Annotated in this window: 21 protein-coding genes and 1 pseudogene; 4 read left to right on the top strand and 18 right to left on the bottom strand. The window is 37.1% G+C overall.

Translation table 11 applies throughout. The features are described from left to right. Positions 1-378 precede the first annotated feature (378 nt). Entirely contained in the window at positions 379-1,509 is a 1,131-nt protein-coding gene (locus tag AFK68_RS33690; protein ID WP_168186769.1) for a formylglycine-generating enzyme family protein, read from the top strand. 236 nt (positions 1,510-1,745) lie between these two features. Here AFK68_RS33690 and hypB read toward each other — a convergent pair whose 3' ends face one another. The 14 genes and pseudogenes from hypB to AFK68_RS33620 all read right to left on the bottom strand — a co-directional run. Next, on the bottom strand, positions 1,746-2,585 hold the full coding sequence (gene hypB / locus AFK68_RS33685) for a hydrogenase nickel incorporation protein HypB (RefSeq protein ID WP_094678711.1): 840 nt from the start codon (positions 2,583-2,585) through the stop codon (positions 1,746-1,748). Positions 2,586-2,988: 403 nt separating this feature from the next. Beyond that, positions 2,989-3,344 (bottom strand): annotated as a pseudogene (locus AFK68_RS43175) (DUF2887 domain-containing protein); the annotation flags it as partial. Between the two features lies 1 nt (position 3,345). Next, on the bottom strand, positions 3,346-3,939 hold a 594-nt coding region (locus AFK68_RS40645), incomplete at its 3' end, for an Rpn family recombination-promoting nuclease/putative transposase (protein WP_210407762.1). A gap of 350 nt (positions 3,940-4,289) precedes the next feature. After that, positions 4,290-4,634, bottom strand: a complete 345-nt coding sequence (gene hypA, locus AFK68_RS33675) for a hydrogenase maturation nickel metallochaperone HypA (protein WP_094678707.1) — start codon at positions 4,632-4,634, stop codon at positions 4,290-4,292. Positions 4,635-4,805: 171 nt separating this feature from the next. After that, positions 4,806-5,297: a Uma2 family endonuclease gene (locus AFK68_RS33670; RefSeq protein ID WP_246844632.1), complete on the bottom strand. Its 492-nt coding sequence runs from the start codon at positions 5,295-5,297 to the stop codon at positions 4,806-4,808. Between the two features lie 533 nt (positions 5,298-5,830). After that, positions 5,831-6,127: a hypothetical protein gene (locus AFK68_RS33660; protein ID WP_094678703.1), complete on the bottom strand. Its 297-nt coding sequence runs from the start codon at positions 6,125-6,127 to the stop codon at positions 5,831-5,833. Positions 6,128-6,721: 594 nt separating this feature from the next. Further along, positions 6,722-7,828, bottom strand: coding sequence for a hydrogenase expression/formation protein HypE (gene hypE / locus AFK68_RS33655; RefSeq protein WP_094678701.1), 1,107 nt, complete (start codon positions 7,826-7,828; stop codon positions 6,722-6,724). A 156-nt stretch (positions 7,829-7,984) separates the two neighbouring features. Next, complete coding sequence (locus AFK68_RS33650; RefSeq protein ID WP_094678713.1) at positions 7,985-8,392, bottom strand: GNAT family N-acetyltransferase; 408 nt, start codon at positions 8,390-8,392, stop codon at positions 7,985-7,987. Positions 8,393-8,734: 342 nt separating this feature from the next. Beyond that, on the bottom strand, positions 8,735-8,959 hold the full coding sequence (locus tag AFK68_RS33645) for a 4-oxalocrotonate tautomerase family protein (protein WP_094678699.1): 225 nt from the start codon (positions 8,957-8,959) through the stop codon (positions 8,735-8,737). Positions 8,960-9,292: 333 nt separating this feature from the next. Continuing rightward, complete coding sequence (gene hypD / locus AFK68_RS33640; protein ID WP_094678697.1) at positions 9,293-10,465, bottom strand: hydrogenase formation protein HypD; 1,173 nt, start codon at positions 10,463-10,465, stop codon at positions 9,293-9,295. 330 nt (positions 10,466-10,795) lie between these two features. Then, positions 10,796-11,044 carry a HypC/HybG/HupF family hydrogenase formation chaperone gene (locus tag AFK68_RS33635; protein WP_094678695.1) on the bottom strand — a complete coding sequence of 83 codons (249 nt, stop codon included), beginning with the start codon at positions 11,042-11,044 and terminating at the stop codon, positions 10,796-10,798. A gap of 105 nt (positions 11,045-11,149) precedes the next feature. Further along, positions 11,150-12,727 (bottom strand): carbamoyltransferase HypF, encoded by a 1,578-nt coding sequence (gene hypF, locus AFK68_RS33630; RefSeq protein WP_256386709.1) that lies wholly within the window; start codon positions 12,725-12,727, stop codon positions 11,150-11,152. 13 nt (positions 12,728-12,740) lie between these two features. Beyond that, positions 12,741-13,294: Sua5/YciO/YrdC/YwlC family protein (locus AFK68_RS35995; protein ID WP_210407763.1), on the bottom strand; the 554-nt coding region annotated here is incomplete at its 3' end. 51 nt (positions 13,295-13,345) lie between these two features. Continuing rightward, a partial coding sequence (locus AFK68_RS33620; protein WP_246844629.1) for an acylphosphatase occupies positions 13,346-13,998 on the bottom strand: 653 nt, incomplete at its 3' end. A gap of 3,764 nt (positions 13,999-17,762) precedes the next feature. Here AFK68_RS33620 and AFK68_RS40640 point away from each other — a divergent pair. Continuing rightward, a partial coding sequence (locus AFK68_RS40640) for a hypothetical protein (protein WP_210407761.1) occupies positions 17,763-17,981 on the top strand: 219 nt, incomplete at its 5' end. 217 nt (positions 17,982-18,198) lie between these two features. Here AFK68_RS40640 and AFK68_RS47505 read toward each other — a convergent pair. The 4 genes from AFK68_RS47505 to AFK68_RS33600 all read right to left on the bottom strand — a co-directional run bounded on the left by AFK68_RS47505 (position 18,199) and on the right by AFK68_RS33600 (position 22,210). Then, positions 18,199-18,369, bottom strand: a complete 171-nt coding sequence (locus tag AFK68_RS47505) for a hypothetical protein (RefSeq protein WP_371357677.1) — start codon at positions 18,367-18,369, stop codon at positions 18,199-18,201. Between the two features lie 282 nt (positions 18,370-18,651). After that, the gene (locus AFK68_RS47500) at positions 18,652-18,837 is read right to left on the bottom strand and encodes a hypothetical protein (protein WP_371357675.1); all 186 of its coding nucleotides are present in this window, start codon (positions 18,835-18,837) and stop codon (positions 18,652-18,654) included. Positions 18,838-19,410: 573 nt separating this feature from the next. Next, positions 19,411-21,402: a serine/threonine-protein kinase gene (locus AFK68_RS33605; RefSeq protein ID WP_094678689.1), complete on the bottom strand. Its 1,992-nt coding sequence runs from the start codon at positions 21,400-21,402 to the stop codon at positions 19,411-19,413. Positions 21,403-21,604: 202 nt separating this feature from the next. After that, positions 21,605-22,210, bottom strand: coding sequence for a Uma2 family endonuclease (locus AFK68_RS33600; protein WP_094678687.1), 606 nt, complete (start codon positions 22,208-22,210; stop codon positions 21,605-21,607). Positions 22,211-22,999: 789 nt separating this feature from the next. Between AFK68_RS33600 and AFK68_RS37755 the strand changes: the two genes are divergently transcribed. Beyond that, positions 23,000-23,137 (top strand): hypothetical protein, encoded by a 138-nt coding sequence (locus AFK68_RS37755; RefSeq protein WP_168186767.1) that lies wholly within the window; start codon positions 23,000-23,002, stop codon positions 23,135-23,137. Between the two features lie 851 nt (positions 23,138-23,988). Further along, positions 23,989-25,696 (top strand): group II intron reverse transcriptase/maturase (gene ltrA / locus AFK68_RS33585; RefSeq protein WP_094678685.1); only part of this gene is annotated, 1,708 nt, incomplete at its 3' end.

The following is a 25,696-nucleotide window of genomic DNA, read 5'->3' as shown; positions in this document are numbered from 1 at the left end:
ATCAGATATTCCTTAAAAAAAAAATTCTGCTTCATCTATATTTATATTGATCAATGCTAGATTCACCTTTTGCTAAATATTAAAATGCTTGTTTTCTGATTTATGCAAAATTCATAGAGTAAATTACTAGAATATGTTTAAATTGAAATAGCAGTTAAATTTACTAATAAACTTATATGGCCACCAAACTAATTGAACTAGAAGATGGGATTTTGGTTGAAGCGGAAGTTCCAGATGGTGAAGCAAAACCTATTTCTACTAATGACGTTAAAAAAGTTAAATCTACTTTTGCCCAAGTTAAACCTATATTAGTTAGTATTAGTCGTCCTATTGCTGAAGCTNAATTGAAATAGCAGTTAAATTTACTAATAAACTTATATGGCCACCAAACTAATTGAACTAGAAGATGGGATTTTGGTTGAAGCGGAAGTTCCAGATGGTGAAGCAAAACCTATTTCTACTAATGACGTTAAAAAAGTTAAATCTACTTTTGCCCAAGTTAAACCTATATTAGTTAGTATTAGTCGTCCTATTGCTGAAGCTTGGCAAGAAATTAATCAAGATATGAAAATTGAACAAGCTGAGGTGGAAGTAGGTTTTAATTTTGAAGGAGAAGGAAATCTCTATATTACTAAAGAAAAAGCAGGTGCAAGTTTCCAAGTAAAATTAGTTCTTAAACCAAGTACACCAAAACCATTTGAAGTCATAATTGTCAACAATAAAGGTGAAGAAGTTAATCGTAGTTCCCATGAAGTAACATCTTTTACTGAAGATTTGGGTAAAGGTATAATGTTAGAAATGGTGTCTATTCCTGGGGGTACTTTTGTGATGGGTTCGCCAGAAAACGAAGTAGAAAAAGATAATGCTGAAAGTCCTCAACATGAAGTTACTATCCAACCTTTTTCTATGAGTAAATATCCTATTACTCAAGACCAATATCAAGCTATTATGGGTGAAAACCCCTCTAATTTTAAAGGAGGAAAACGCCCTGTAGAAACTGTTACTTGGAAGAATGCTCAAAAGTTTTGTCAAAAGTTATCCCAGAAAACTCAGAAAACTTACAAATTACCAAGTGAGAGTCAATGGGAATACGCCTGTCGCGCTGGCACAACTACACCGTTTTATTTTGGAGACACTATTACTACTGACTTAGTTAACTATAATGGCGACTATACTTATGGCGATGCTCCTCAAGGTAAATTTCGAGGGGAGACAACTGATGTAGGCAGTTTTCCTCCTAATGCTTTTGGTTTATATGATATGCACGGGAATGTGTGGGAATGGTGTCAGGATATTGGGCATGAGAATTATGAAGGTGCGCCTAATGATGGTAGTGCTTGGGAAACTGGAGGAGATAGTAAGGTACGAGTTATTCGTGGTGGGTATTGGGATGATGAACCTGGAAATTGTCGGAGTGCTTCCCGTCTTTGGGGAGATGCTGACTTCTCCAATGATAACAGGGGTTTCCGGGTAGTTTATTTGCTTGATGCTTCAATAATTGATAATTGATAATTGATAATTGATAATTACCTCTCCCGAAAACGGATTGGATTGAATAAAAGGAAAATAAATTCATTGTTTCTCCTTTAAAGGAAAGGCTTTAAACCTTAATTATTCGGTAACAAAGAATAGAAACCGGGTTTGTATTTAATCCCTCACTATACTAACATCTACCTCTCACAAACCCGGTTTCTTATGTATGAGGAAAAAATATTTTGATTACTTTATTCTTGCAAGAGAATAATTTAATTTTTCAACCATTCATACCAATCATTTAAACCTTCCCCACTAATAGCAGAAACCTGGAAAATTTTAATATTAGGATTTACCTGTTTTGCATATTCAATACAAAGATTCACATCAAATTGTACATAAGGTAATAAATCAATTTTTGTCAGAATCATTACTTCACTTTCCCGAAACATATAGGGATATTTAATCGGTTTATCTTCTCCTTCGGTAACTGATAGAATTGCTACCTTACAATTTTCTCCTAAATCAAATAAAGCAGGGCAAACTAAATTCCCCACATTTTCAATCATCAAAACTGAATCTAAAGGAGGATTTAATTCTGTATAACCTTTTTCTACCATTGCTGCTTCCAAGTGACAGCCTTTACCAGTATTAATTTGCACAACTTGACAACCAGTTTGGCGAATTTTTTCCGCATCATTAATAGTTTCTTGGTCTCCTTCTATGACACTAAAAGTCAATTCAGATTTTAAATCATTAATCGTCCGAGTTAATAAAGTTGTTTTGCCAGAACCAGGAGAACTAACTAAATTTAATGCCAGAATATTTCGACCTTTAAACCAACCTCGGTTTTGGGCAGCTATTAGGTCATTTTTCTGTAAAATTTTCTGTTCTAAACTAATAGTAGTTCCGTGCATTTTTGCATGAACTTCTGCCGTTTCGTGATGATGATGTTCAGGAGTATGATTATCAGAATGAGTATGAGTAATAACAGTGCCATCTGGGAGAGTATGAGTATGGGAATCATGCTTATCTACTGTCATTTTTTCTCCTGTTTGAGAATTAGTAATAGTAATTTCATTATTACCGGAACAACCGCAAGTTACACACATAATTTTTTTATCTCCATTTATTTGATTTATTGTTTTTGATTTTTGATTATAAGTAGGTCATTTCAGTTATCAGTTAGCCTCTTGCAGAGGAACTGCGTTAACAGTTATCAGTACCTCCGACTTAACTCGGAGGCTTGAAATACTGAGTTATACCAAATCCGGGTTAAAAAAAAGGTGTATATATATAGTTAACACCTTTTATTCTATGCGGATTTGATATTAAACATTTTTTTCATCCTCTTAAAAGGGGAGGCTTTGGACCTCATTTTTTGGTAAGTGGGAAAATTTGCAAGTACGTCATTGTGAGTGGAAGGAAGCAATCTCAAGGGTCTCAACCGCACCAACATTTGGTTATATAGTGAAGTTGATTCGCGTCTACCTACTTAATTAAATTAAAAAAAGTTTAATCTCTATTTTCAGTCAATTTTGCTAATCTTTGAACTTCCTCTAAAGGCAAATCTAAATATTCAGCAATAGTCTCTAAAGTTAAACCTAAACGCATCATATTAGATACAGCTTTTAAGTTGGCTTCAACTTTGCCTTCAACTTTACCTTCAGCTAAAGCTTCTTGATAAACTTTAGTTTTTTTCAATTCACTTAAACCTAACATTGCTTCAATCTCCTTTCTAGTTTTTTGGGGTAATTTATAAACAATAATTGTTTGAATTAGATTAATTAAATCTTCTTGAATCTTTGGCTCAATAATTTCCTCTTGAGCTTGAGAAATTAAAGATTTAGCCAAATTAATCGCTTGAGTTTNAATCTCCTTTCTAGTTTTTTGGGGTAATTTATAAACAATAATTGTTTGAATTAGATTAATTAAATCTTCTTGAATCTTTGGCTCAATAATTTCCTCTTGAGCTTGAGAAATTAAAGATTTAGCCAAATTAATCGCTTGAGTTTCTGCCTCAATTACAAGTTTAACAACTCCAACCCCTAATGAACCACTTACAGTTTTTTCCAATTCGTCTAAATAAATCCGTTGGACTTGATTTGAGGCTAAAATATTGCCAAAGTGCTGATTTTGTTGCCTTTCGATATTACGACTGGGATAAATAACAACTATGTGCCAAGGATTGGGGGGTTGATATTGTCGTAAAAAGAGAAATAATTCGGCAAATAGACGATAATAGAGATTATCATCTGGTTGAAATTGGACTTCAACGAGGTAAAAAGGTTTATTAGGGTTATTGTCAGTTGGTAAGAATAAACCATCTAAACGAAAAGATAATTGTTTGACTTCACGGGAGGTAAATTCATAAGTTTTAGTATTGGTATTTGGTTGGTTAATTAATTCAAAGAAAATTGTCGGAAAGTTGAGAAATATTTGATAGAAAATACTGTCTGTTTTCACAATATTTATAATTTAGTGGCAGTGAAAATATTTGACTATATTGTTAATGTTTGTTTTGTTATTTATCAATCATATCAAATTCTTTAGTATCGAAATAAAAAAGCGTAGAAACCGGGTTTGTTTTAAATGCCCCACCATACTAAAATCTAACTCTCACAAACCCGGTTTCTCATAACACTTCTATTGCAAATGGATTTGATATTACACACATAATTCTTCTACTTCCATTTCCTTAATTTTAAGNTAAAAAAGCGTAGAAACCGGGTTTGTTTTAAATGCCCCACCATACTAAAATCTAACTCTCACAAACCCGGTTTCTCATAACACTTCTATTGCAAATGGATTTGATATTACACACATAATTCTTCTACTTCCATTTCCTTAATTTTAAGTTCTTGACCTTGAATAATATCAAGTTCAACACTGTTGCAAACATGACAAACGCCGAATGGTTGCTCCAGAGGAATTTCTGTTCCACATTGACGACATTTTCCTAAACCGGGAATTTTGATAATTTCTAAAGTTGCCCCTTCTAATACTGTACCTTTACTACAAACATCAAAACAAAATTCAATAGCATCTGCCATAATGGCAGAAAGTTCACCTATTTCTAAAGTGACTCGTTTAACAGTTTTGTCGCCAGCATTTTCGGCAACTATGGCAACAATATTTTGAGTGATTCCTAATTCGTGCATATTTACAATATTTTTTCAGTTTTTCAGGTAATTTTTAAGCTTAAATATCAGAAATAGACAGATGGTTTTTAACTTCAAAAAATTAGTTAAAGACGATTTATATTGAGTGAAAAAAACAGTAATTTCTCAAAAAAATGTCAGTAGTAGGCGATCGCCCACTACATTTTTTAATTACAAAATTTCATCAGGGCTAATACCTCTTTCCCTGAGAATTTCTGCTAGTCGGTCAGCTCGTTGTTTTTCCTGTTCGGCTCGTTGTTTTTCCTGTTCAGCTCGTTCATCTCCAGTTAACAAAATATTCCCCGAATCATCACACCAGCGCAACCAATCATATTCTTTTCCTTCAAAAATACCATGCCAAATTGTTAAACCCAATCCCACTTGAGACAAATAGAAATTTCCTAGCTCTACATAACTATTACCTCGTAATTCATATACTCGTAAAATAGTTTCCCCAAGTTGTTTAAGTGGGTCAAAAACGACATAATAACCAACTGCAGCAAAAGCATAATCTTGTAATTTAATACCTAGTTCATTACCGATTTTATTAGAGACAATTTCGATAGCTACTTCTGGAGGTTTACCAAAAGAAAATACAAAATAAGAACGATTCTGTTTTTGACTCCAATCTTCCGGTACTTTGACTTGTAAACTGAGGAGAATGTCTGGTACGAGAGGTGGNCGACATAATAACCAACTGCAGCAAAAGCATAATCTTGTAATTTAATACCTAGTTCATTACCGATTTTATTAGAGACAATTTCGATAGCTACTTCTGGAGGTTTACCAAAAGAAAATACAAAATAAGAACGATTCTGTTTTTGACTCCAATCTTCCGGTACTTTGACTTGTAAACTGAGGAGAATGTCTGGTACGAGAGGTGGTATTTTACTACCGTAAAAAAGCCCGACATTGGCAGTTGCTAAAAATGGTAAGTCTGTTTGAAAAGAACTGTATAAAGTAGTAGTTAATAGTCGTTGTTGTTTCTCAGTAATTAAATTATCCACAGGAGTATCATCCTCAGTAATAACATCACTAATATCTGGTTCTACAAATTCAAAATCTTCTGGTTGATTTGTGAAACTTTTGGGGGATGATTCAATATTTGTTTGTGTTGGTAATGTAGACATAATTTTTTTCCTTATTTGCGATTAAATCAAAACAGAAAATTCTAATCAATTAGATTCCTTTTTACTTCAAAAATTTTCAGGTTTTACAGACTGCCAGAAAGCATCAACTTCATCAGATGTATAAATCTCCTCACTTGTTAATTCCACAAAATCTTGTAAACGACGATTTAAAAAAGTTCTAGCAACTTTAATTATTTCTGCTTCTGGATAATTAGAATGAACCCAAATATTAACTTCAAATGAATTTATTCCATCTGAGTTTAGCAAAAAATTAACCAGATGATACTTATCAGAAAATCCAGGACGTTCTTGATATTTATTAAGTTCGATAATCTCAATTTTAGCATCAAAAAAAGTTTTCATGTTCTTTAAATATTGAGGTTTTGAACTTCAAGAATTGATAAGCTAATATATAATCCGGGTAATTACTTATCGTATAGGTAGGGAGTCAGGAGTCAGGAGTCAGGAGTCAGAAGAAAGAAAGATTTTGAACTATTGAATTTTTTAATTAGTATTCAATAGAATATCTGTATTAAAATGACATAATTTTGCGATTACTGTATAACCGGATTTTATATAAGACGCATTTAAATTGGGTATTACAGCGCTTTTCAGCTCAATGAACCACATTAAAAAAATGATAACCCTGTAGGGACGTTGTATGCAACGTCCCTACTGTTGTCTATTCAAATGAAAACCGCTGTAAGAAAGAAACCATCTCCCNATTCAATAGAATATCTGTATTAAAATGACATAATTTTGCGATTACTGTATAACCGGATTTTATATAAGACGCATTTAAATTGGGTATTACAGCGCTTTTCAGCTCAATGAACCACATTAAAAAAATGATAACCCTGTAGGGACGTTGTATGCAACGTCCCTACTGTTGTCTATTCAAATGAAAACCGCTGTAAGAAAGAAACCATCTCCCCATCTCCCTATCTCGACATCTCCCTAACAAATTCTCGGTAGTTGGTCTCCCACTAACATATCCACAATACGTTCGGTGCCGAATGTAGTTTGCAACAACAAAATTCCAGGGGGAGAAGCAATGACTTCCCCCACAATAGCAGCATCAATACCCGCAGGATGAGACTTCATCGCTGCCAACACAGTTTCCGCCTTTTCTCCTGGCACCACTGTCACTAACTTACCTTCATTTGCAAAATACAAAGGGTCGAGACCGAGAATTTCACAGACTCCCTGTACCTCCTCCCGCACTGGTAGGGAAGACTCAAAAAGTCGTATCCCCACTTCCGAACTCATGGCAAATTCATTTAATACTGTTGCTACACCCCCACGGGTAGCATCTCGCATCGCCTTAACTTCCGGACAAACATCCAAAATAGTATCAACCAAAACATTCAAAGGTTGAGTATCGCTTTCCACTTCCGTTGCTAAAGCTAGGTCTCCACGGGCGATCGTAATAGCTGCTCCATGGTCTCCAAGATAACCATTTACAATAACGGCATCCCCTGGTTGGAGATTTTGAGCAGAAATAGCAACACCAGAACGAATTACACCTACCCCCGCAGTATTGATAAATAATTTATCCGCAGCTCCTCGGTGAACAACTTTTGTGTCTCCAGTGACTATTTTCACTCCAGCGACATCTGCTGCAACTTTCATACTTTTCGCTATTTTTCGGAGGGAGTCAACAGGAAAACCTTCTTCAATAATCATTCCGCAGGAGAGATATAAAGGTTTTGCTCCACTCATCGCTAGATCGTTAACGGTGCCGTTGACTGCCAGTTCGCCAATATTACCTCCAGGAAAAAATATGGGGTCAACTACATAAGAGTCGGTGGTAAAAGCGAGTCTGTCTCCTTGAGCAGTAAAAGTTGCCAAGTCAAATGTTGCTTGGTCTTCTAGTTGAGATAGGGTGGCGTTGTCGAAGTTGCCGACAAATATATCTTCTATGAGGTCGCGCATTGCTTTGCCACCGCTACCGTGAGCGAGGGTAATGTTGGTGTCGCGTACTTTTGTCGGGCGACGTCGCGCTTGTTCGATTTTTTTAAATAAAGGATGTTGGAGATGTTCGTTGGAGAGAGAGTTTGTCATATTAAATATTAATTTTATTAAGATCGCTTATTTTTAGATTTATTAGTTTATCTACGATAATATTTTTTCAAATTTTCAACCTGACGTTTAATATCTAAATCATTACTAAATTAGGTGTATTTTAGTTTACTTTACTCAACCTACATTACTTCTTGATTATTGAATTTCCAGGCGACATAATCTCACCTTTTCTATAATATTGGCTCCCATTTTTTCATAGAAGTTAATACCTTGAGAGTTATTAATATTTACAGTCCAATCAATTCTACCGCAACCTGTTTTTTCAGCTATTTGATACAGACGAGTTATTAAAGTTTTACCAATTTTTTGACCTCGGTATTCTTCTTTTAAATACAAATCATCTAGCCAAATTCCAGGTTTCGCTAAAAATGTAGAATAAATTCGATGGTAACTAGCGAAACCTACAGGTTGACCTCCCACTTCAGCTAATAAAATTGAAGTGAGAGGATTTGTGCAGAATAGATCCTTATTTAGTTGTTCGCTTGTGGCTTTGAGAGATTCGGGGCAGCCGTCAAATTCTGCTTTTAGATAAAGCAATTCCATAATAGCTTTTATGTCAATGGGANGTTTCGCTAAAAATGTAGAATAAATTCGATGGTAACTAGCGAAACCTACAGGTTGACCTCCCACTTCAGCTAATAAAATTGAAGTGAGAGGATTTGTGCAGAATAGATCCTTATTTAGTTGTTCGCTTGTGGCTTTGAGAGATTCGGGGCAGCCGTCAAATTCTGCTTTTAGATAAAGCAATTCCATAATAGCTTTTATGTCAATGGGAACTGCCTCTCTGATTACTATTTCTGTTTTAACCATAATTTTTAGACGGCAATTTTCAAATAATTAATTGCTTACTTACTTCAGATTAACTGCCAATTTTCACCAGAAAAATTAACTATTATTTTCTACTTTTTCTGCATGGCGACCTGGATGTTTATCAATATGAAGTTGACCGCCGACTGCCCAATTTTCTCTACTAAATTCGTCGATATGAACTGTCACCCATTCTGGTTTTGTTCCTAAAGTAGAAACAACTGTATCAGTAACAGCTTTTGCTAGTTTACGTTTTAATTCAACGGAGTGACCGTCGGCAATTTGAATAGTGATAAATGGCATAATTTTTTCCTCGTTTCTAATTGATGAATATATAAAGTATAAGAGATTGAATGTATCAGGAAATATAAAAAGGAGATAGGGAACACTTAACTGGCAATAGGGAATAGGGAGGAAGAAATCAAGACAAATATTTGTCGCTTAAAAATCTAGGAATATATGTACTGAATACTTATATATCTACCTTCTTTCAATCCCTTGAAGTATTAGCACTTTTAGATTTTAGTTACTCGTATGCTCTCTTAATAATTATTTTACAAACAGTCTCTAAGTAAAAAAAAGTAGTTTAAAAACACTGACTGGTGACATATTTTTCAAACTACTTTGCTTTTTTCCTTATTTCATATTAATGCTTAATACACTACCTTCTTCCTTCTTATTTCTTCCTTCTTCCTTCTTAAACAACCGACCATATTTATAATAAGCAGCACAAGCACCTTCAGACGAAACCATACAAGTGCCGATAGGATTTTCTGGAGTACAAGCAGTACCAAATACCTTACACTGCCAAGGTTTCAACACACCTTTGAGAATTTCCCCACATTGGCAAGCTTTAGCGTCAGCAACTTTTTTGTTAGGCACACAAAACTTAACTTCAGCATCAAAATAGGCATAAGCATCAGTAATTTTCAACCCAGACTCAGGAATTTCTCCTAAACCACGCCACTCAAATTCCTCTCGCACTTCAAATACTTTGCTCATTGCTTCCAATGCCACCTTATTACCGCTTTCTTTCACCACGCGACTATATTGGTTTTCCACCTCACAACGACCTTCTAACATTTGCTGTAGCAACATCCAAATAGATTGCAAAATGTCCAGAGGTTCAAATCCTGATACAACTAAAGGTTTCTGATATTTCTCGGAAATCACGCGGTAGGGTTCGGTACCAATAACCATGCTCACATGACCAGGCCCGACAAAACCTTGCAATTCTAAATCTGGGTTACTCAGTAATGCTTCTAGTGCGGGTACAACTAAAACATGATTACTGAAAACGCTGAAGTTGTAAATATTTTCTGCTTCTGCTTGCAAAATAGTTAAAGCAGCACTGGGAGCAGTAGTTTCAAAACCCAAACCAAAGAAAATAACGTCTTTGTCTGGATTTTCCCTAGCTATCTTCAAGCTATCCAGGGGCGAATAAACCATCCGAATATCTGCACCTTGAGCTTTTGCTTGCAACAGACTTTTTTTGGAACCCGGCACCCGCATCGCATCACCAAAAGTGGTAAAAATAACGTTTAATTTTTCTGCCAGAGCGATCGCGTCATCTAATCTACCCCTTGGCATCACACAAACCGGACATCCAGGGCCATGTATTAGTTCAATATTATTAGGTAAAACTTCCTCAATGCCATATTTGAAAATAGAGTGAGTATGACCGCCACAAACTTCCATTATTTTTAGTGGGTGTTCCGTGGAGTATCCTAATTTTTGGCTGAGTTTATCAATTTCTCTTACTAAACCTTGCGCTTTGTCGGGGTCGCGAAATTCTTTAACGTATTTCATATCAGTTTTTTCAGTTGTCAGTTATCAGTTGTCAGAAATAAATATAACAATATGTTGGGTTTATCCTGCGGATAAGCTACGCTTTTTATATCGAGCAGCGTTTTCCTGACGGAATGCTCCGCAAACATATCGGCTCAGAGCCGTTAACGGAGTTATGCGCCAGCAAAAACTTTTCCTCAACCCAACCTACATCAGTTATCAGTTGTCAGAAATAAATATAATAATTTGTGCATTAGGGCGGGTTTACTTAATCTTAGAGTAAGCATGAAAATTTCTACTAAAACCCGCCCCTACTATTGCACCATTTAAGGTGTGTCACTCCACTACGTTTTAATTCATTACCGCAGCAACTTCCTGCAATAATTTCAAAGTTTCTGTTGCTTCTTCCTCATCTAAACGGTTCATGGCAAAACCTACATGAACTAACACCCAGTCGCCAACACAAGACTCAACCGGATGTTCTTCATCAACTATGCAGGCAATATTAACCTCTCGTTTTACCCCACTAATATTAACCATTGCCAACTTCTGCTCGGCATTAGTTATTTCTGTAATTTGACCGGGAATACCTAAACACATTTTTATTCAATTAATTAAACTTTTACTAAAATCAAAACAAATTTTTTTATCCATTCTTTGATTTGCTAGAGGGTGCATCAATGCAGTGTAGGCAATATTTTAATTTTACCTCCCTACTCCCCTACTCCCCTGCTCCCCTACTCCAAGTCTAGCAGCAGCGATCGCTACTTGACCCAGAGATAAACCCCCATCATTAGGTGGAACTTGACTGTGAGTCAACACTTCCAAGCCCATTTTAGTTAGGCGATCGCTCACTCCTTCAAGTAACAATTTATTTTGAAATACTCCTCCAGTCAAAGCGACTTTATTAAACTCACAACTCTGATGAAATTCAGCTACCATCTCAGAAATAGCGATCGCCAATCCTTGATGAAATTTAGCTGCCATCAGAGCCGGAGTAGCACTTTGTTTTGTATCTATCAGTAAGGATTGCCACATCGGCTGTGGCACCAGATAAGTAAGAGGGAATTTACTATCTATATCTAAATTTAACATATCAAATTTATAGCCCTCGATTTCTTCAGCATCATTTAATAAATACTCTGTTGCCAAAGCCTCCAAATTTATCGCAGCTTGGCCTTCATAACTACATGATTCCCGGCAAATCCCAATAGCAGCAGCCACCGCATCAAATAACCGTCCGCAAGAAGAAGCCACAGGAGAATTAATCCCTTTTTCCAGCATTTGATTCAGGGTGGCCAGAGGTTTTGTTTGGAAAAAATTAAATAATTCTAAATCTTGGTAATCCTTAAGAAAATCTAAACCAAAAGCAGCGACCAAATGGGCATAAGTATTTCGCCAAGGTTGATAAATAGCTTGTTCCCCTCCAATCATTTCTACAGGTTTAAAAGCTCCTAAACGTTCAAACCCGTGATAATTTGCTAATAAAAATTCTCCGCCCCAAATAGTTCCATCTTCCCCATAACCTAATCCATCTAAAGCAATTCCTAAAACTGGCTTACAATCAATATCTAATCCATTTTCTGCCATACAAGCTGCGACATGACTATGATGATGTTGCACTTCAATTATTTTTAAATTATTAGCAGTAGCCAAATCTTTCCCCAATTTTGTTGATAAATATTCCGGGTGTTTATCCACAACAATTACACTCGGTTCCGCCTCCAATAAACCTAAAAAAAGATTCAAAGTTTGTTCATAAGCTTTGGCAGCTAAACTATTTTCTAAATCCCCAATATGTTGAGACAAAATAGCCTGTCCATCCCGCAATAAAGCAAAAGTATTTTTCAACTCACTTCCCATTGCCAAAATAGGAGGAATATCGGCAAATCCCGGAGGTAAATTAATCGGTGCAGGAGCATAACCACGGGCGCGACGTAATACCTGAGGCACTTCCTTAATAACTCGCACCACAGAATCATCAACCCTATTAAAAATTGGGCGATTATGTATGAGAAAATAATCAGCAATTTCTGATAGTTTCTCCCGCGTTTCTTCATTATCAATACACTGAGGTTCATCAGAAAAATTGCCACTTGTTAACACTATGGGAACATTTAAACGACGCAACGCTAAATGATGCAATGGCGTATATGGCAACATGAAACCCAAAGTATTTTGTCCGGGTGCAACACTGGGCGCTAACTGTTGCGCAATAGTTCTTTCCAACAAAACAATGGGAGCAGCTACACTTTCGAGTAATTTCTGTTCCGTCTCACTAATATGACAATATTCNAAATTGCCACTTGTTAACACTATGGGAACATTTAAACGACGCAACGCTAAATGATGCAATGGCGTATATGGCAACATGAAACCCAAAGTATTTTGTCCGGGTGCAACACTGGGCGCTAACTGTTGCGCAATAGTTCTTTCCAACAAAACAATGGGAGCAGCTACACTTTCGAGTAATTTCTGTTCCGTCTCACTAATATGACAATATTCAGAAATCAGATCAATATCTCGTGCCATCAACGCTAAAGGTTTATCAGGGCGACGTTTGCGAAGACGTAATTTTTGCACTGCTTCCTCATTTGTGGCATCGCAAGCAAGATGAAAACCCCCTAAACCTTTGATAGCAACTATCATTCCACGTTGGATGAGAGTGCAAACCGCATCGACATCATCCAACATTGAGAACATATCGGCACTGACTGGTTTACCATCCGCTCTTTCTAACCAAGCTTTCGGTCCGCAGACATGACAAGCAGTAGGTTGAGCGTGGAAGCGACGGTTGAGGGGATCGGAATAGTCTTGCTGACATTCTGGGCAAAGGTTAAATTTGCCAATCTGGGGTTTTTGGCGTCATTAGGGAAATTTTTTGATATTCTGGAGGCAAGNCCACGTTGGATGAGAGTGCAAACCGCATCGACATCATCCAACATTGAGAACATATCGGCACTGACTGGTTTACCATCCGCTCTTTCTAACCAAGCTTTCGGTCCGCAGACATGACAAGCAGTAGGTTGAGCGTGGAAGCGACGGTTGAGGGGATCGGAATAGTCTTGCTGACATTCTGGGCAAAGGTTAAAATCTGCCATCGTGGTATTTTTGCGGTCATAAGGTAATTTTTTGATAATACTGAGGCGAGGTCCGCAGTGGGTACAATTGGTGAATGGGTAACGATACCACCGACTCAAAGGGTCGAATATTTCACTTTTGCAGTTGGAACAGGTGGCAGCATCGGGTGCTATTTGGGTACAAACGGTGTTGTTGTTGCTGGCAGCGATGATAAAGTCTGGGAAATTTGCGTTTTCCAGGGGGTGGCGCGTAATGGTTTCGATGTGGGCAAGTGGAGGGCGTTCAGAATGAATTTTTTCGATCAATTGGTTAATAGTAGAGCGATCGCCCACAACTTTAATTAAGACACCTTGTCCGTCATTACTGACTTCACCACGCAACCCCAATGTTTTAGCAATGCGGTAGACAGTAGGGCGAAAACCGACACCTTGCACAGTGCCATAGATGCGAATTTGTTCTGCTGTTTCAGACATGATGGATAATAGTAATTGAGATTTTTTGATTATAGCTCGTAGTAGGGCTTCAGCCCTAAAATCAAGGTTGAAAGGGCTAAAGCCCTACTACAAAGATAGATAATTAAAAATAAGTAAAAAATAATTTGAATATTGTTTTGGGATTTCGGGCGCCTTATGTTAGAAAATTTACAGGTTTGTTACACACCTAAAATAGTGCAATAGTAGGGGCGGGTTTTAGTGGAAATTTTCATGCTTACCCTAAGATTTATATAAACCCGCCCTAAGCAGAGATCTAAAACTGTACTTCATAGATTAAAGAACTGCTATACAATATTAACGATATTCCTATTCCTAAAATCTGAAAAGTTATGGACGACAAACTTAGAAATTTATTTAGATTAGCCAAGCAGAGGTACAAAGAAGAACTTACTTCAGTTGAGAAAAGGTTATTAAAAGCTATTGTTCAAGGAGAAGTAGCTAATTATCAAGTTAAATCCAAAAAACTTATTTTCCTTAAGAAACAATTAGATTTAAGACTGTTAAAAGAGTTAAAAGATGTAGAAAAGTTAGAAGATTTGGAAGATTTAGGTTTAGAACAATTAAAGGAGTTAGAAATTTTAGAACATCCAGAAGAGTTAAAACAGTTATTAGCAGCCATCATTAAAGAAAAGGAATTTAATAATAGAGCTACAGTAGAATCATTAGGAGAAAGAACATTACCAGCTAAGTTTATTTACTGGCTATGTACAGATGTCGAAGCTTTTAAATATTTTACTAATCATGGTTTACAGGTTCGTGGAGCTAAAATTTCGGGGGAATTAAATCTTGAGTTTGTTAAGTTTGAGAGTTTATTGTATTTCACAGAATGTGTTTTTACAGAAAAAATTATTCTCAGGGGAGCGAAGGTAAAAGAAGTCAAGTTTAATGGTGGTCATGTTGTTGGTATTGATGCTGAGTTGATTAAAGTTAGGGGTAGTTTATATCTGAAAAATGGCTTTCAGAGCAAGGGTGAGGTAAATCTATCTGGAGCTACTATTGGTGGTCAATTTGATTGTATTAAAGGTCATTTTTCTAATCCAGAAGGATATGCGCTCATTGCTCAGGATATACAAGTCAAAGAATCTGTCTTTCTGAGAGATGGTTTCAAGGCTGAGGGACAAGTCAATCTATCTGCGGCTACTATTGGTGGTGTACTCTCTTGCAGTGGAGGTCATTTCTCTAATAAAGGAAAAGATGCGCTCAATACTCAGAATATAGAAGTCAAAGGTTCTGTCTTTCTTGATAATTATTTCAAGGCTGAGGGTAGAGTCATTCTATTAGAAGCTAATATTGGTGGTCAACTCAACTGTAGCCACGGTCATTTCTTTAATCCAGAAAGAGATGCGCTTATTGCTGAAAGTATCGAAGTAAAAGGTGCTGTCTTTCTGAGAAATGATTTCAAGGCTGAGGGTAGAGTAAGTTTATATGCAGCTATTATTGGTGGTCAACTCGACTGTAGTCACGGTCATTTCTTTAATCCAGAAAGAGATGCAGTTATGGCTCATAGCATAGAAGTCAAAAGTAATGTCATTCTGGGCAATGGTTTCAAGGCTGAGGGTAAAGTCATTTTATATGGAGCTACTATTGGTGGTCAACTCGATTGTAGTCACGGTCATTTCTCTAATCCAGGAAAAGATGCGCTTATTGCTCAGAGTATCGAAGTTAAAGGTTCTGTCTTTCTGAGTTATGGTTTCAAGGCTGAGGGTAGAATCAGTCTATTAGAAGCTACTATTGGTGGTCAACTCGCTTGTGTTAGGAGTCATTTCTCTAATAAAGAAGGATATGCACTTATTGCTCAGAGTATCGAAGTTAAAGGTTCTGTCTTTCTGAGTCATGGCTTTAAGGCTGAAGGAGAAGTCAATCTATATGGAGCTACTATTGGTGGTCCACTCGACTGTAGTGATGGTCATTTCTCTAATAAAGAAGGATCTGCGCTCATTGCTGAGAATATAAAAGTCAAAAGTTCTGTCGATCTCAAAAATAACTTCAAGGCGGAGGGTAGAGTCAGTCTATCTAGAGCTACTATTGGTGGTCTACTCAACTGTAGTGATGGTCATTTTTCTAATAAAGAAGGATCTGCGCTCATTGCTGAGAATATAAAAGTCAAAAGTTCTGTCATTCTGGGCAATGGTTTCAAGGCGGAGGGTAGAGTCAGTCTACCTGGAGCTATTATTGGTGGTCAACTCGCTTGTATCAGGGGTCATTTCTCTAATCAAGGAAAAGATGCGCTCATTGCTGAGAGTATAGAAGTCATAGCTGATATATTTCTGATTAATGGCTTTAAGGCGGAGGGTAGAGTCAGTCTATCTAGAGCTACTATTGGTGGTCTACTTGACTGTAGTCAAGGTCATTTTTCTAATCAAGGAAAAGATGCGCTCACTGCTGAGAGCATAGAAGTTAAAAGTTCTGTCATTCTGGGCAATGGTTTTAAAGCGGAGGGTAGAGTCAGTCTACCTGGAGCTATTATTGGTGGTCAACTCGCTTGTATCAGGGGTCATTTTTCTAATCCAGGAAAAGATGCACTTATTGCTGAGAGTATAGAAGTCAAATCTAATGTCTTTCTAGGCAATGATTTCAAGGCTGAGGGAGAAGTCAGCCTATCTGGGTCTACTATTGGCGGTCAACTCTCTTGTCGCAAAGGTCATTTCTCTAATCCAGGAAAAAATGCGCTCAATGCTCAGAATATAGAAGTTAAAACTAACATCAGTCTAACCTATGGCTTCAAAGCTGAAGGCAAAGTAGATTTAACCGCAGCAAATATTAAAGGAAATCTTGACTGCACTAATGGCAACTTTTCCAACGAAAAAGGTAATGTTTTATCTGCTGAAGGAATCAATGTTGAGGGAGATATTTTATTAGATAAAGGAACTTTTCAAGGGAAAATTTATTTAGTTAGTGCCAGAGTTGACGACACATTAAGTATGATGAAAATTAAACAAGAAAAAGTAACTTTCCCCCTATATTTACGTCTCTTAAATCCTTTCATTACAGATAGAAATAATAATCAAATTACATCACTGCTTCAACAAGAATATCAAAGAATAGAATCTCACTACATGAAAATAGACCTACAATTTGCCAGAATAGGTCGCCTCAGAGACGACGAAGAAAGTTGGCCTCAAAAAAACAATATAAACCTTGATGGTTTCATATATCAGAAACTTGGAACAGACGATAATATTAAAGTTCTAAAAGATGCCAAAACCCGCCTCAAATGGCTGAGACTTCAACCCGAATTTTTTCCTCAAACTTATGAACAATTAGCCGAAGTTTTAAAAAAAGAAGGCGATCCAGATGCCGCTACAGAAATATTAATTCATAAAGAAAGAGACATTCGACCAAAACTCAACAAATTAAGTAAATTTTGGAATTACTTTCTAGATATTACAATTGTCTATGGCTATAAACCGACAAGAGCTTTACTTTTAAGTAGTATTTTTATATTCAGTGGTTTTTATTTATTTCGTGCAGGTTATGAGAATTGTTTAAACTCAATATCCAATAATAAATGCCTATTTTCACCAGCTTCAGAAATCAGTCCATATAGCGAAGAAACTAACAATAAAAAAATTGATATAGACTATCCAGAATTTAATTTTTGGTTATATTCATTAGATACATTTATCCCTATAGTTGACCTACATCAACAAACATATTGGCTGCCAAATCCTAAAAAAGGTAGAGAAATTCCATTAATATTATTCAAAGTAAAAACTGGTGCTTTACTTAAATGGTATTTATGNTCCGAAAAATATTCATTAGATACATTTATCCCTATAGTTGACCTACATCAACAAACATATTGGCTGCCAAATCCTAAAAAAGGTAGAGAAATTCCATTAATATTATTCAAAGTAAAAACTGGTGCTTTACTTAAATGGTATTTATGGGTTCATATAGTTTTTGGTTGGATATTAACATCTCTCTGGGTAGCAGGTTTTAGTGGTTTAGTTCGTGGTTAATAATTTGTGAAAAAAAATTGTAGGGGTTTGGTCTCCAAACCCAACGGAAAAGGGGATTTGGAAACCAAACCCCTACAATAAATGGAATTGAAAAGTCGTCATTGCTACGATAGGAAGCAATCTCAGGGATATGCAGAGATTGCTTCCTTCCACTCCGTTCCAGTCGCAATGACATAGCTATGGTAATTATCCGGATTCTATATTATTGATTACCAAATTATCTTTGTTCTCTTACCCAATTACGAAATGCTTTCATGGTTTGATTTCTACCTAGAGTTTGACAGCGATCGCCATATTCGGGAATAATTTCAGTTAAGAGTAAATTGGGAAAATGTGGACTAAATTCTGACTCTATATATTTGTTATTTTCTAATACATATATCTGCAACTTTCCTTTCTCAAATCGCCATAATTTCCCTACTCCTAAACTTGCATAAATATCAGTATGATTCCGGGAAGTTACATCTATTTATAGTGCTAAATCTGGAGGAGGATCGACAGTCAAATCTAGACGTTTTTTCCCACGAACTTTAGCTTCATTTTCAATATAAAAACAATTTTCAGGTTCTATTCCTTTTGCCATCTGCTCATTTTTAAAAGTTGTGGAACCTAGAGTTAAAAATTATATTTCTAGTTCCTCTAGTAGTGCTTTTAGCAAATCACTAATAATTTATTTACTACGTTCATGTTTTGCTAAGGGAGCCATAATTTCTAAAGTATTATTTGCATAAGCTATTCGAGAGGAACGACTTTCTCCTAAGTCGGTGATAATTTCTTCAAATTCCTGCCAAGTTACATTTTTTAGTAATACTTTTTGTCCGGGTGGTATGGTTAATCTTTTTAATTCTAGTAGCATATTTTTATTTTAGGGAATAGGGAACAGGGAATAGGGAATAGGGAACAAACAAAAAATATTTGCCCCCAATTATACCACATTAGGGAGTAGGGAAGTAGGGTAGGGACGTTGCATGCAACGTCCGTACGGGAGAAAGACTGTTGTTGGGTTGAGGGACGAAACCCAACCTACATTTAAGATGAAACAGAGTAGAATTTTGTAGGGTGTGTTTCGCTACGCGACATAAAAAGCGTTTGCGCAGCATTCCGTAAGGAAAGCGTAACGCACCGAATATTACTATGCCGTATTTATTCACTGCAAGAGTAGAATTTTGTAGGGTGTGTTTCGCTACGCGACATAAAAAGCGTTTGCGCAGCATTCCGTAAGGAAAGCGTAACGCACCAAATATTACAGCAATTTTCATTTGGGTAGACCACAATGTAGGGACGTTGCATAAGGGCGTCCCTACGAGCTTTTGGTTATGACGATGTGGTTTATAAATTAGAAAAGTGCTGTAAGGAAGAGGCGGTGCGTTACATTCCATTAACGCACCCTACTGGAATGATAACTGATAACTGATAACTGATAACTGTTTTACACCTGCCAAATTTTAATCGTTTTATCATTACTCCCACTCGCTAAACTCCTACCATCCTGACTAAACACAACCGAAAATACATCACTACCATGACCATTCAGAGTTTCCAACAACTCCCCAGTAATAGCATCCCATAAATTAATAATCCCATTGCGATATCCACTGGCAACTATTTTGCCATTCGGACTAAACGCCACCGACAAAACATCACTCATACCATACTTCAAATTTTGTATTGGTGTGGAAATAAGTTCCCCTCCATAAACCTGCCATAACTTAATCGTACCATCCCGACTACCACTCGCCAATACTCCACCATCTGGACTAAAAGTGAGCGACCGCACCCAGTCAGAATGGCCTTTTATTGTAGATAACTCTTTCGCCTTTTGCAAATCCCATATTTTAATAGTTTGGTCGCGACTACCACTAGCTAACATTCCACTATCTTGATTAAAAGCAACAGTATAAACCCGGTCTTCATGTCCTATTAAAGTAAACCACCGCTTCGCCTTCTGCAAATTCCAAATTTCAATCGCCTTATCCCTACCTCCACTTGCCAACATTTGATTATCCGGACTAAACGCCACCGTATCCACCCAGTCAGAATGACCGATAAGAGTAAACCAACGTTTGCCTTTTTTCATATCCCAAATTTCAATAGTTTTATCCCGACTACCACTCGCCAACATTTCCCCATCTTGACTAAACGCGACTGTTTGCACAGAGTCACCATGACCAGTGAGAGTAAACCAACGTCTACCTTTTTTCATATCCCAAATTTCAATAGTTTTATCTCGACTCGCACTCGCTAAAGTTTCCCCATCCGGACTAAATGCTACCGAGTTTACCGAGTCAAAATGTCCGGTCAAAGTTAAGACACATTTCCAAGTTGACTGTCGTGGTTGCGGAATAACAGTTGGTTGCACAACATGAGGCGGTGCAGTAATAGAATTTGTGGGTTGTTTTGTTTGCGGTTTCGGAGGTTGGTATGTGGGTATAGGTCGTCTAGCAGGAGTTGGAGATGGTGTTGGTCTTCTAGTTGAGGATGGTGTGGGTTGAGAAATATGAGGGATAGTAGGAAGTTTCAGGTCTGGGTTTAATTCTTTCATTACTTCCGCAGCAGACTGGTAACGCATTTTAGGATTAGTTGCCAGCATTTTATCAATAATTCTTGCTAACATACTATTAATAGATTGATTCAAATAATCTCGCCATACCCATTTATCTTTCATCACATCAAATAGATCGAAAGGAGATACTTGAGTCAACAAATAAATACAAGTTACTCCCAAACTATAGATATCGCTAGCAAAAATAGCATGACCTCTTACTTGTTCTGGAGCGACATATTCCGGGCTGCCAATTATTGTTCCTGGCTGCATTATCGAAGTTCCAGTAATAACTTTAGCTGCACCAAAATCAACTAATACTAATCTATTAGTATTAGTCATCCATCCAGTAGTTTGTGGAGGGGAACTACGACGAATAATATTTTCTGGTTTTATATCCCGATGAATTACTTTATGTTCGTGAATAAACTGTAAAACTGGTAATAGTTCAGTCAAGATTTGTTTAATTTGATTACTATCAAAAGGACCCTTTTTTATTGACTCTTCAGCTAAATTAGAACCGTCGATAAATTCTTGTACTAAATATTGATTATTATCCTGTTCAAAGTGAGCTAATAATTCGGGAATTTGTGGATGTTGACCAAGTTCATCTAATCTAACAGCTTCCTGTTGAAATAATTCGGCAGCTTTTTTTGGGTTGCCAGTATTTTGAGGTAAAAATTGTTTAATTACACAGGGAGGATGAGAAGGTTTATCTTCATCCACGGCAAAAAAAGTCCGACCAAAACCACCCCTACCGATAGGTTTAATGGGCCGATATCTTTCTCTGAGCAGCAATTTTGACCCACAGGCGAGGCAGTATAATGTCCCTTCAGGATTTTGGGGATTTTGGCATTGAGGATTGAGGCAATAACTCATATTAACAAGATTAGGCTACTACCTCTATGTTAATTTAGGGAGTAGGGAGTAGGGAGTAGGGAGTAGGGAGTAGGGAGTAGGGAGTTATCAGTTAAATATTTTTTCTAGTTTTATCAAAATAACTAAAGTAAGAATTCGACTTCTGACTTCTGACTTCTGACTTCTGACTTGCGCGTAGAGCTATATTTATCCCATCAGCATTTTAAATTTGCATAATGTCGTTGAGTCGCAATTGTAAGTCAGGAAATATATAAGAATAAATAGGTTCTCCCAAACGATATTGTTTTTGCTGATAGACACCATTCACTAACTGGCAAATTGTCAAAGTAGGTTGTTTAGGATTACCAATAAATTGTAAACCACCCAATCCTATAAAATCCACAATCCAATATTCTGAAATATTTAAAAAAGCATATTCTTCTACTTTTCTAGCATAATCATCTTGCCAATTTGTACTAACAACTTCTGCCACAAGTTTAATAGTATTACCATTACAAATTACTGGTTCTTTTTGCCAAAGAGGTTCTTTAATTAGTTCTGATTTATCTAAAACAATCACATCAGGACGTAGGGCAGTTGCTTCAGTAAATAGGGGTTTTACTAAACAATTTTTGGGAATCAACCAGTTTAAATTATTCCGAAAAATTTCAACATAAATTCTACCACTAAGACTCCCAGCAACCGCTTCATGTGGACCAGTAGGCTGCATATCTCTTAGTTCTCCGTCAATAAGTTCATAGCTTGTATTATTTCCATATTGGGTAATAAATTCTTCAAAGCTTAGTTGTTTGGATGAAGTGTAGGTCATTTTAGTTATCAGTTATTAGTTAATAGTTATTAGTTACCAATATTAAGGTTCAAACCTCTGTAGTCCTGCATAGTAATGGTGAAAATATACATTTTTTTCCCACGTTCCCCACACTTCCTATACCATTACTATGCACCACCATCATTGGGAACTCCAAATAAAAAAAGATACAATTACCCTGAATTTACAGAGTAGGGAGTAGGGAGTAAGGAAATTAGGCAGCGAAACAAATTAGGTCTAGTTCAAAAGTTGGATAATTTATTTTTTTGCTATTCCCTAGTATCATGTCCGGATAAGAGCGCGATAAAAAAATTTATCCCTTTTATAGAAGCTCTAACCGTATCTCCATAAAATAAGTCCTGGTGGAGAATTAATTGATAAAAAATGGGTAAGAATTGATTTGATGATTGGATGAGTGAGAGATATCTAATACACCCCATCTCCCCATCTCCCCATCTCTCCACACTCCCGTACGGACGCCCTTATGCAACGTCCCTACCCCCACTCCCCTACTCCCCTACTCTCAATCTCTAATTTTAAAATCCCTTCAGGGGTTCTATACTTTCTTTTTCCCCTCTTCCCTCCCGACTCCTGACTTAATTTATAACTATTCAACCAGACATGATATAAATGCTGTTCCCCGACCATTTTCGCAGAAAAAACCCACTCAGAGATTAATTCAGACTTATGACTTATTATTTATAACTTTTGTCTCAAATATTAATTGGTATTATTTAGTCTAATGATGCAATAATATTTCGGCACTATGAGCGATAATGTTATTCAATTATGCCTGAAATGCCCCAATTTCCCGAAGCTCTTGCCGAAGCTCTAAATAATTTCCCAGAGCTAAATTTAGACCTACCTGACCCAGAAGATGAAGAAATTCCCGACTCTGAGTTTGAAGTGCGACTCGTTGGCCACTAAACTAGGAAGCTAGGTATAAATGGCCGTTCCAAGTCAATACATGAGGACATCCTCGACTTGTGAATAACTCTTATTTCCTTGGTGGTGAGATTCCATCTGCCCTGTTGTTGGGTTGACAGCATAGACCACACTGGAGAGACTGAACATCAACCTGGTGAAGCTGGTCTAAAAGCGGGACAATACCAGTTACCAGGAACGATACCGCCAGCAAAGGCTGACAAGTGGACGAACAGGAAGGCAATAAAACTCTCGTTACAGAGAACCATCCCAAAGGTAGCTATGGGATGTAGGACGAAAGTCAGAGGGTCTTTGGATATTATTATTTCAAAGATAATATCAACTAACCATACCGAACCCTCCGGGAGATTTTGCCCCACTAAATTAGTCGCAATAAAGGCATAAGGGAACGAGGAAACCTCTCTAATACACCTAAGTATATAGGTCGAAATCTTAGGAAGCCATTCAAGGTCAATCTGCACTATTGTTGTAGGTCTTAGGGAGAATAGGATTGGGTNAACCATACCGAACCCTCCGGGAGATTTTGCCCCACTAAATTAGTCGCAATAAAGGCATAAGGGAACGAGGAAACCTCTCTAATACACCTAAGTATATAGGTCGAAATCTTAGGAAGCCATTCAAGGTCAATCTGCACTATTGTTGCAGGTCTTAGGGAGAGTAGGATTGGGTAAGAAGCAGAAATAATTGATAATTGACAATTGATAATGAAAGAGTTGTTTTGAAAATTTCTAATTTTCTATCTAAGTCTCTAATGCTCTAATTATCCATTATTCATTATCCATTAATTGCAGACGTACCCACTGTTAGACGTAATGTAAGGTAATGAGCAAGCAATGAATAAGGCTAAAACACTAAAAAGAAGATTGGGTAATCCAAAGCCCTTTGTTGAGTGCGTCTTACATTCTGTTGGCGTCACCTGTCCGCAGGAAATGGAGAGATCGCCAATTAGCACTCGCTTTTTAAGCGTGGCATGGGATACAGACGATATACCAGCTCCAGTATGTATCAATCCAACTCTCAAATGGAAAGATATTAATTGGAAACGGGTCGAGAAGAATGTATTTAAGTTGCAAAAATTAATTTACAGAGCATCCAGCCGTGGCGAAATCCGCAAGATGCGTAAATACCAAAGACTTATGACTTCTAGTTATTACGCCAGGTTGCTAGCTGTTAGGCGCGTAACACAGGACAACCAAAGTAAGAAAACTTCCGGTGTAGACGGTATCAAAAATCTACCACCAATGCAAAGATTCAACTTGGTAAACCTACTTTCATCACGCTACCTCAAAGCAACTCCCACCCCTGATGTCTCGATACCTAAACCAGGAAAAGACGAAAAACGCCCGTTAGGCATTCCTACGATGTATAACAGAGCGTTACAGAGCTTGGTAAAGTTAGGTATGGAACCAGAATGGGAAGCACGTTTTGAACCTAATAGCTATGGTCTTTTCCGGAGGTCAACACATGATGCTATAGAAGCAATCTTTGACAGCATTAAACAAAAACCAAAGTATGTACTTGATGCTGACATATCCAAATGTTTTGACCGAATTAACCATGATGCACTGCTAGAAAAGATGGGAAAAACACCTTACAGACGACTAATCAAACAATGGTTAAAGTCAGGGGTATTTGACAAGAATAAATTCCTAGACACTGTGGAAGATACACCACAGTCCGGGGTAATATCACCCTTACTAGCAAACATCGCTCTGCACGGCATGGAAGAAAGACTAATGGAATTTGCTAAAACTATTGACTTGAAGAGAGCCAATGGAAGCCAAAAAGGCTGGCAATGTAAGGTAAAGAGTCTTTCTCTAATTCGCTATGCTGATGATTTCGTAATCCTACACGAAGACATCAAAGTAGTGCTGCAAGCAAAAGCCGTAATACAGGAATGGTTAAACCAGGTGGGATTAGAACTAAAACCAGAAAATACCAGAATTGCCCACACCTTAGAAGAATATGAAGGGAACAAGCCTGGATTCGATTTCTTGGGATTCACAATTAGGCAAGGTCAGGTAAAGTCAACCGAACAAGGATTTAAGACACTGATTAAACCGTCCTCCAAGAGCATTAAAGCTCACTATCGGAAACTGGCAGATATATGTGATCAGAACAAAAATGCCCCAACTAAAGCCTTAATAGCTAGGCTAAATCCGATGATAAGGGGATGGGCTAACTATTACTCAACTGTAGTCAGCAAAGAGATATTCAAAGAAATGGATAATCGCCTTTGGAAAAGATTATGGAGATGGGCAAATAGAAGGCATCCAAATAAGTCAAAAACCTGGGTTAGAGAAAAATATTTCCCCAACGTTAAAGAAACGAGGAATTGGATACTTAACGATGGTGAATATATTTTAAACCAACATTCGGATGTACCCATAATACGGCACATCAAGGTGAAAGGTAATAAATCCCCTTATGACGGGGACTGGACTTACTGGAGTAGTAGAATCGGTAAACATCCTGGTATGAGGAAAGAAGTCACAACGCTGTTAAAACGGCAAAAGAATAAATGCGCAACTTGTGGAGTAA

The organism is Hydrocoleum sp. CS-953 (assembly GCF_002260545.1).
In the GTDB taxonomy this organism is placed as follows: Bacteria; Cyanobacteriota; Cyanobacteriia; order Cyanobacteriales; family Microcoleaceae; genus Trichodesmium.
Note: the sequence above shows the minus strand (reverse complement) of the source record. Positions and strands in the feature narration are given on the sequence as shown.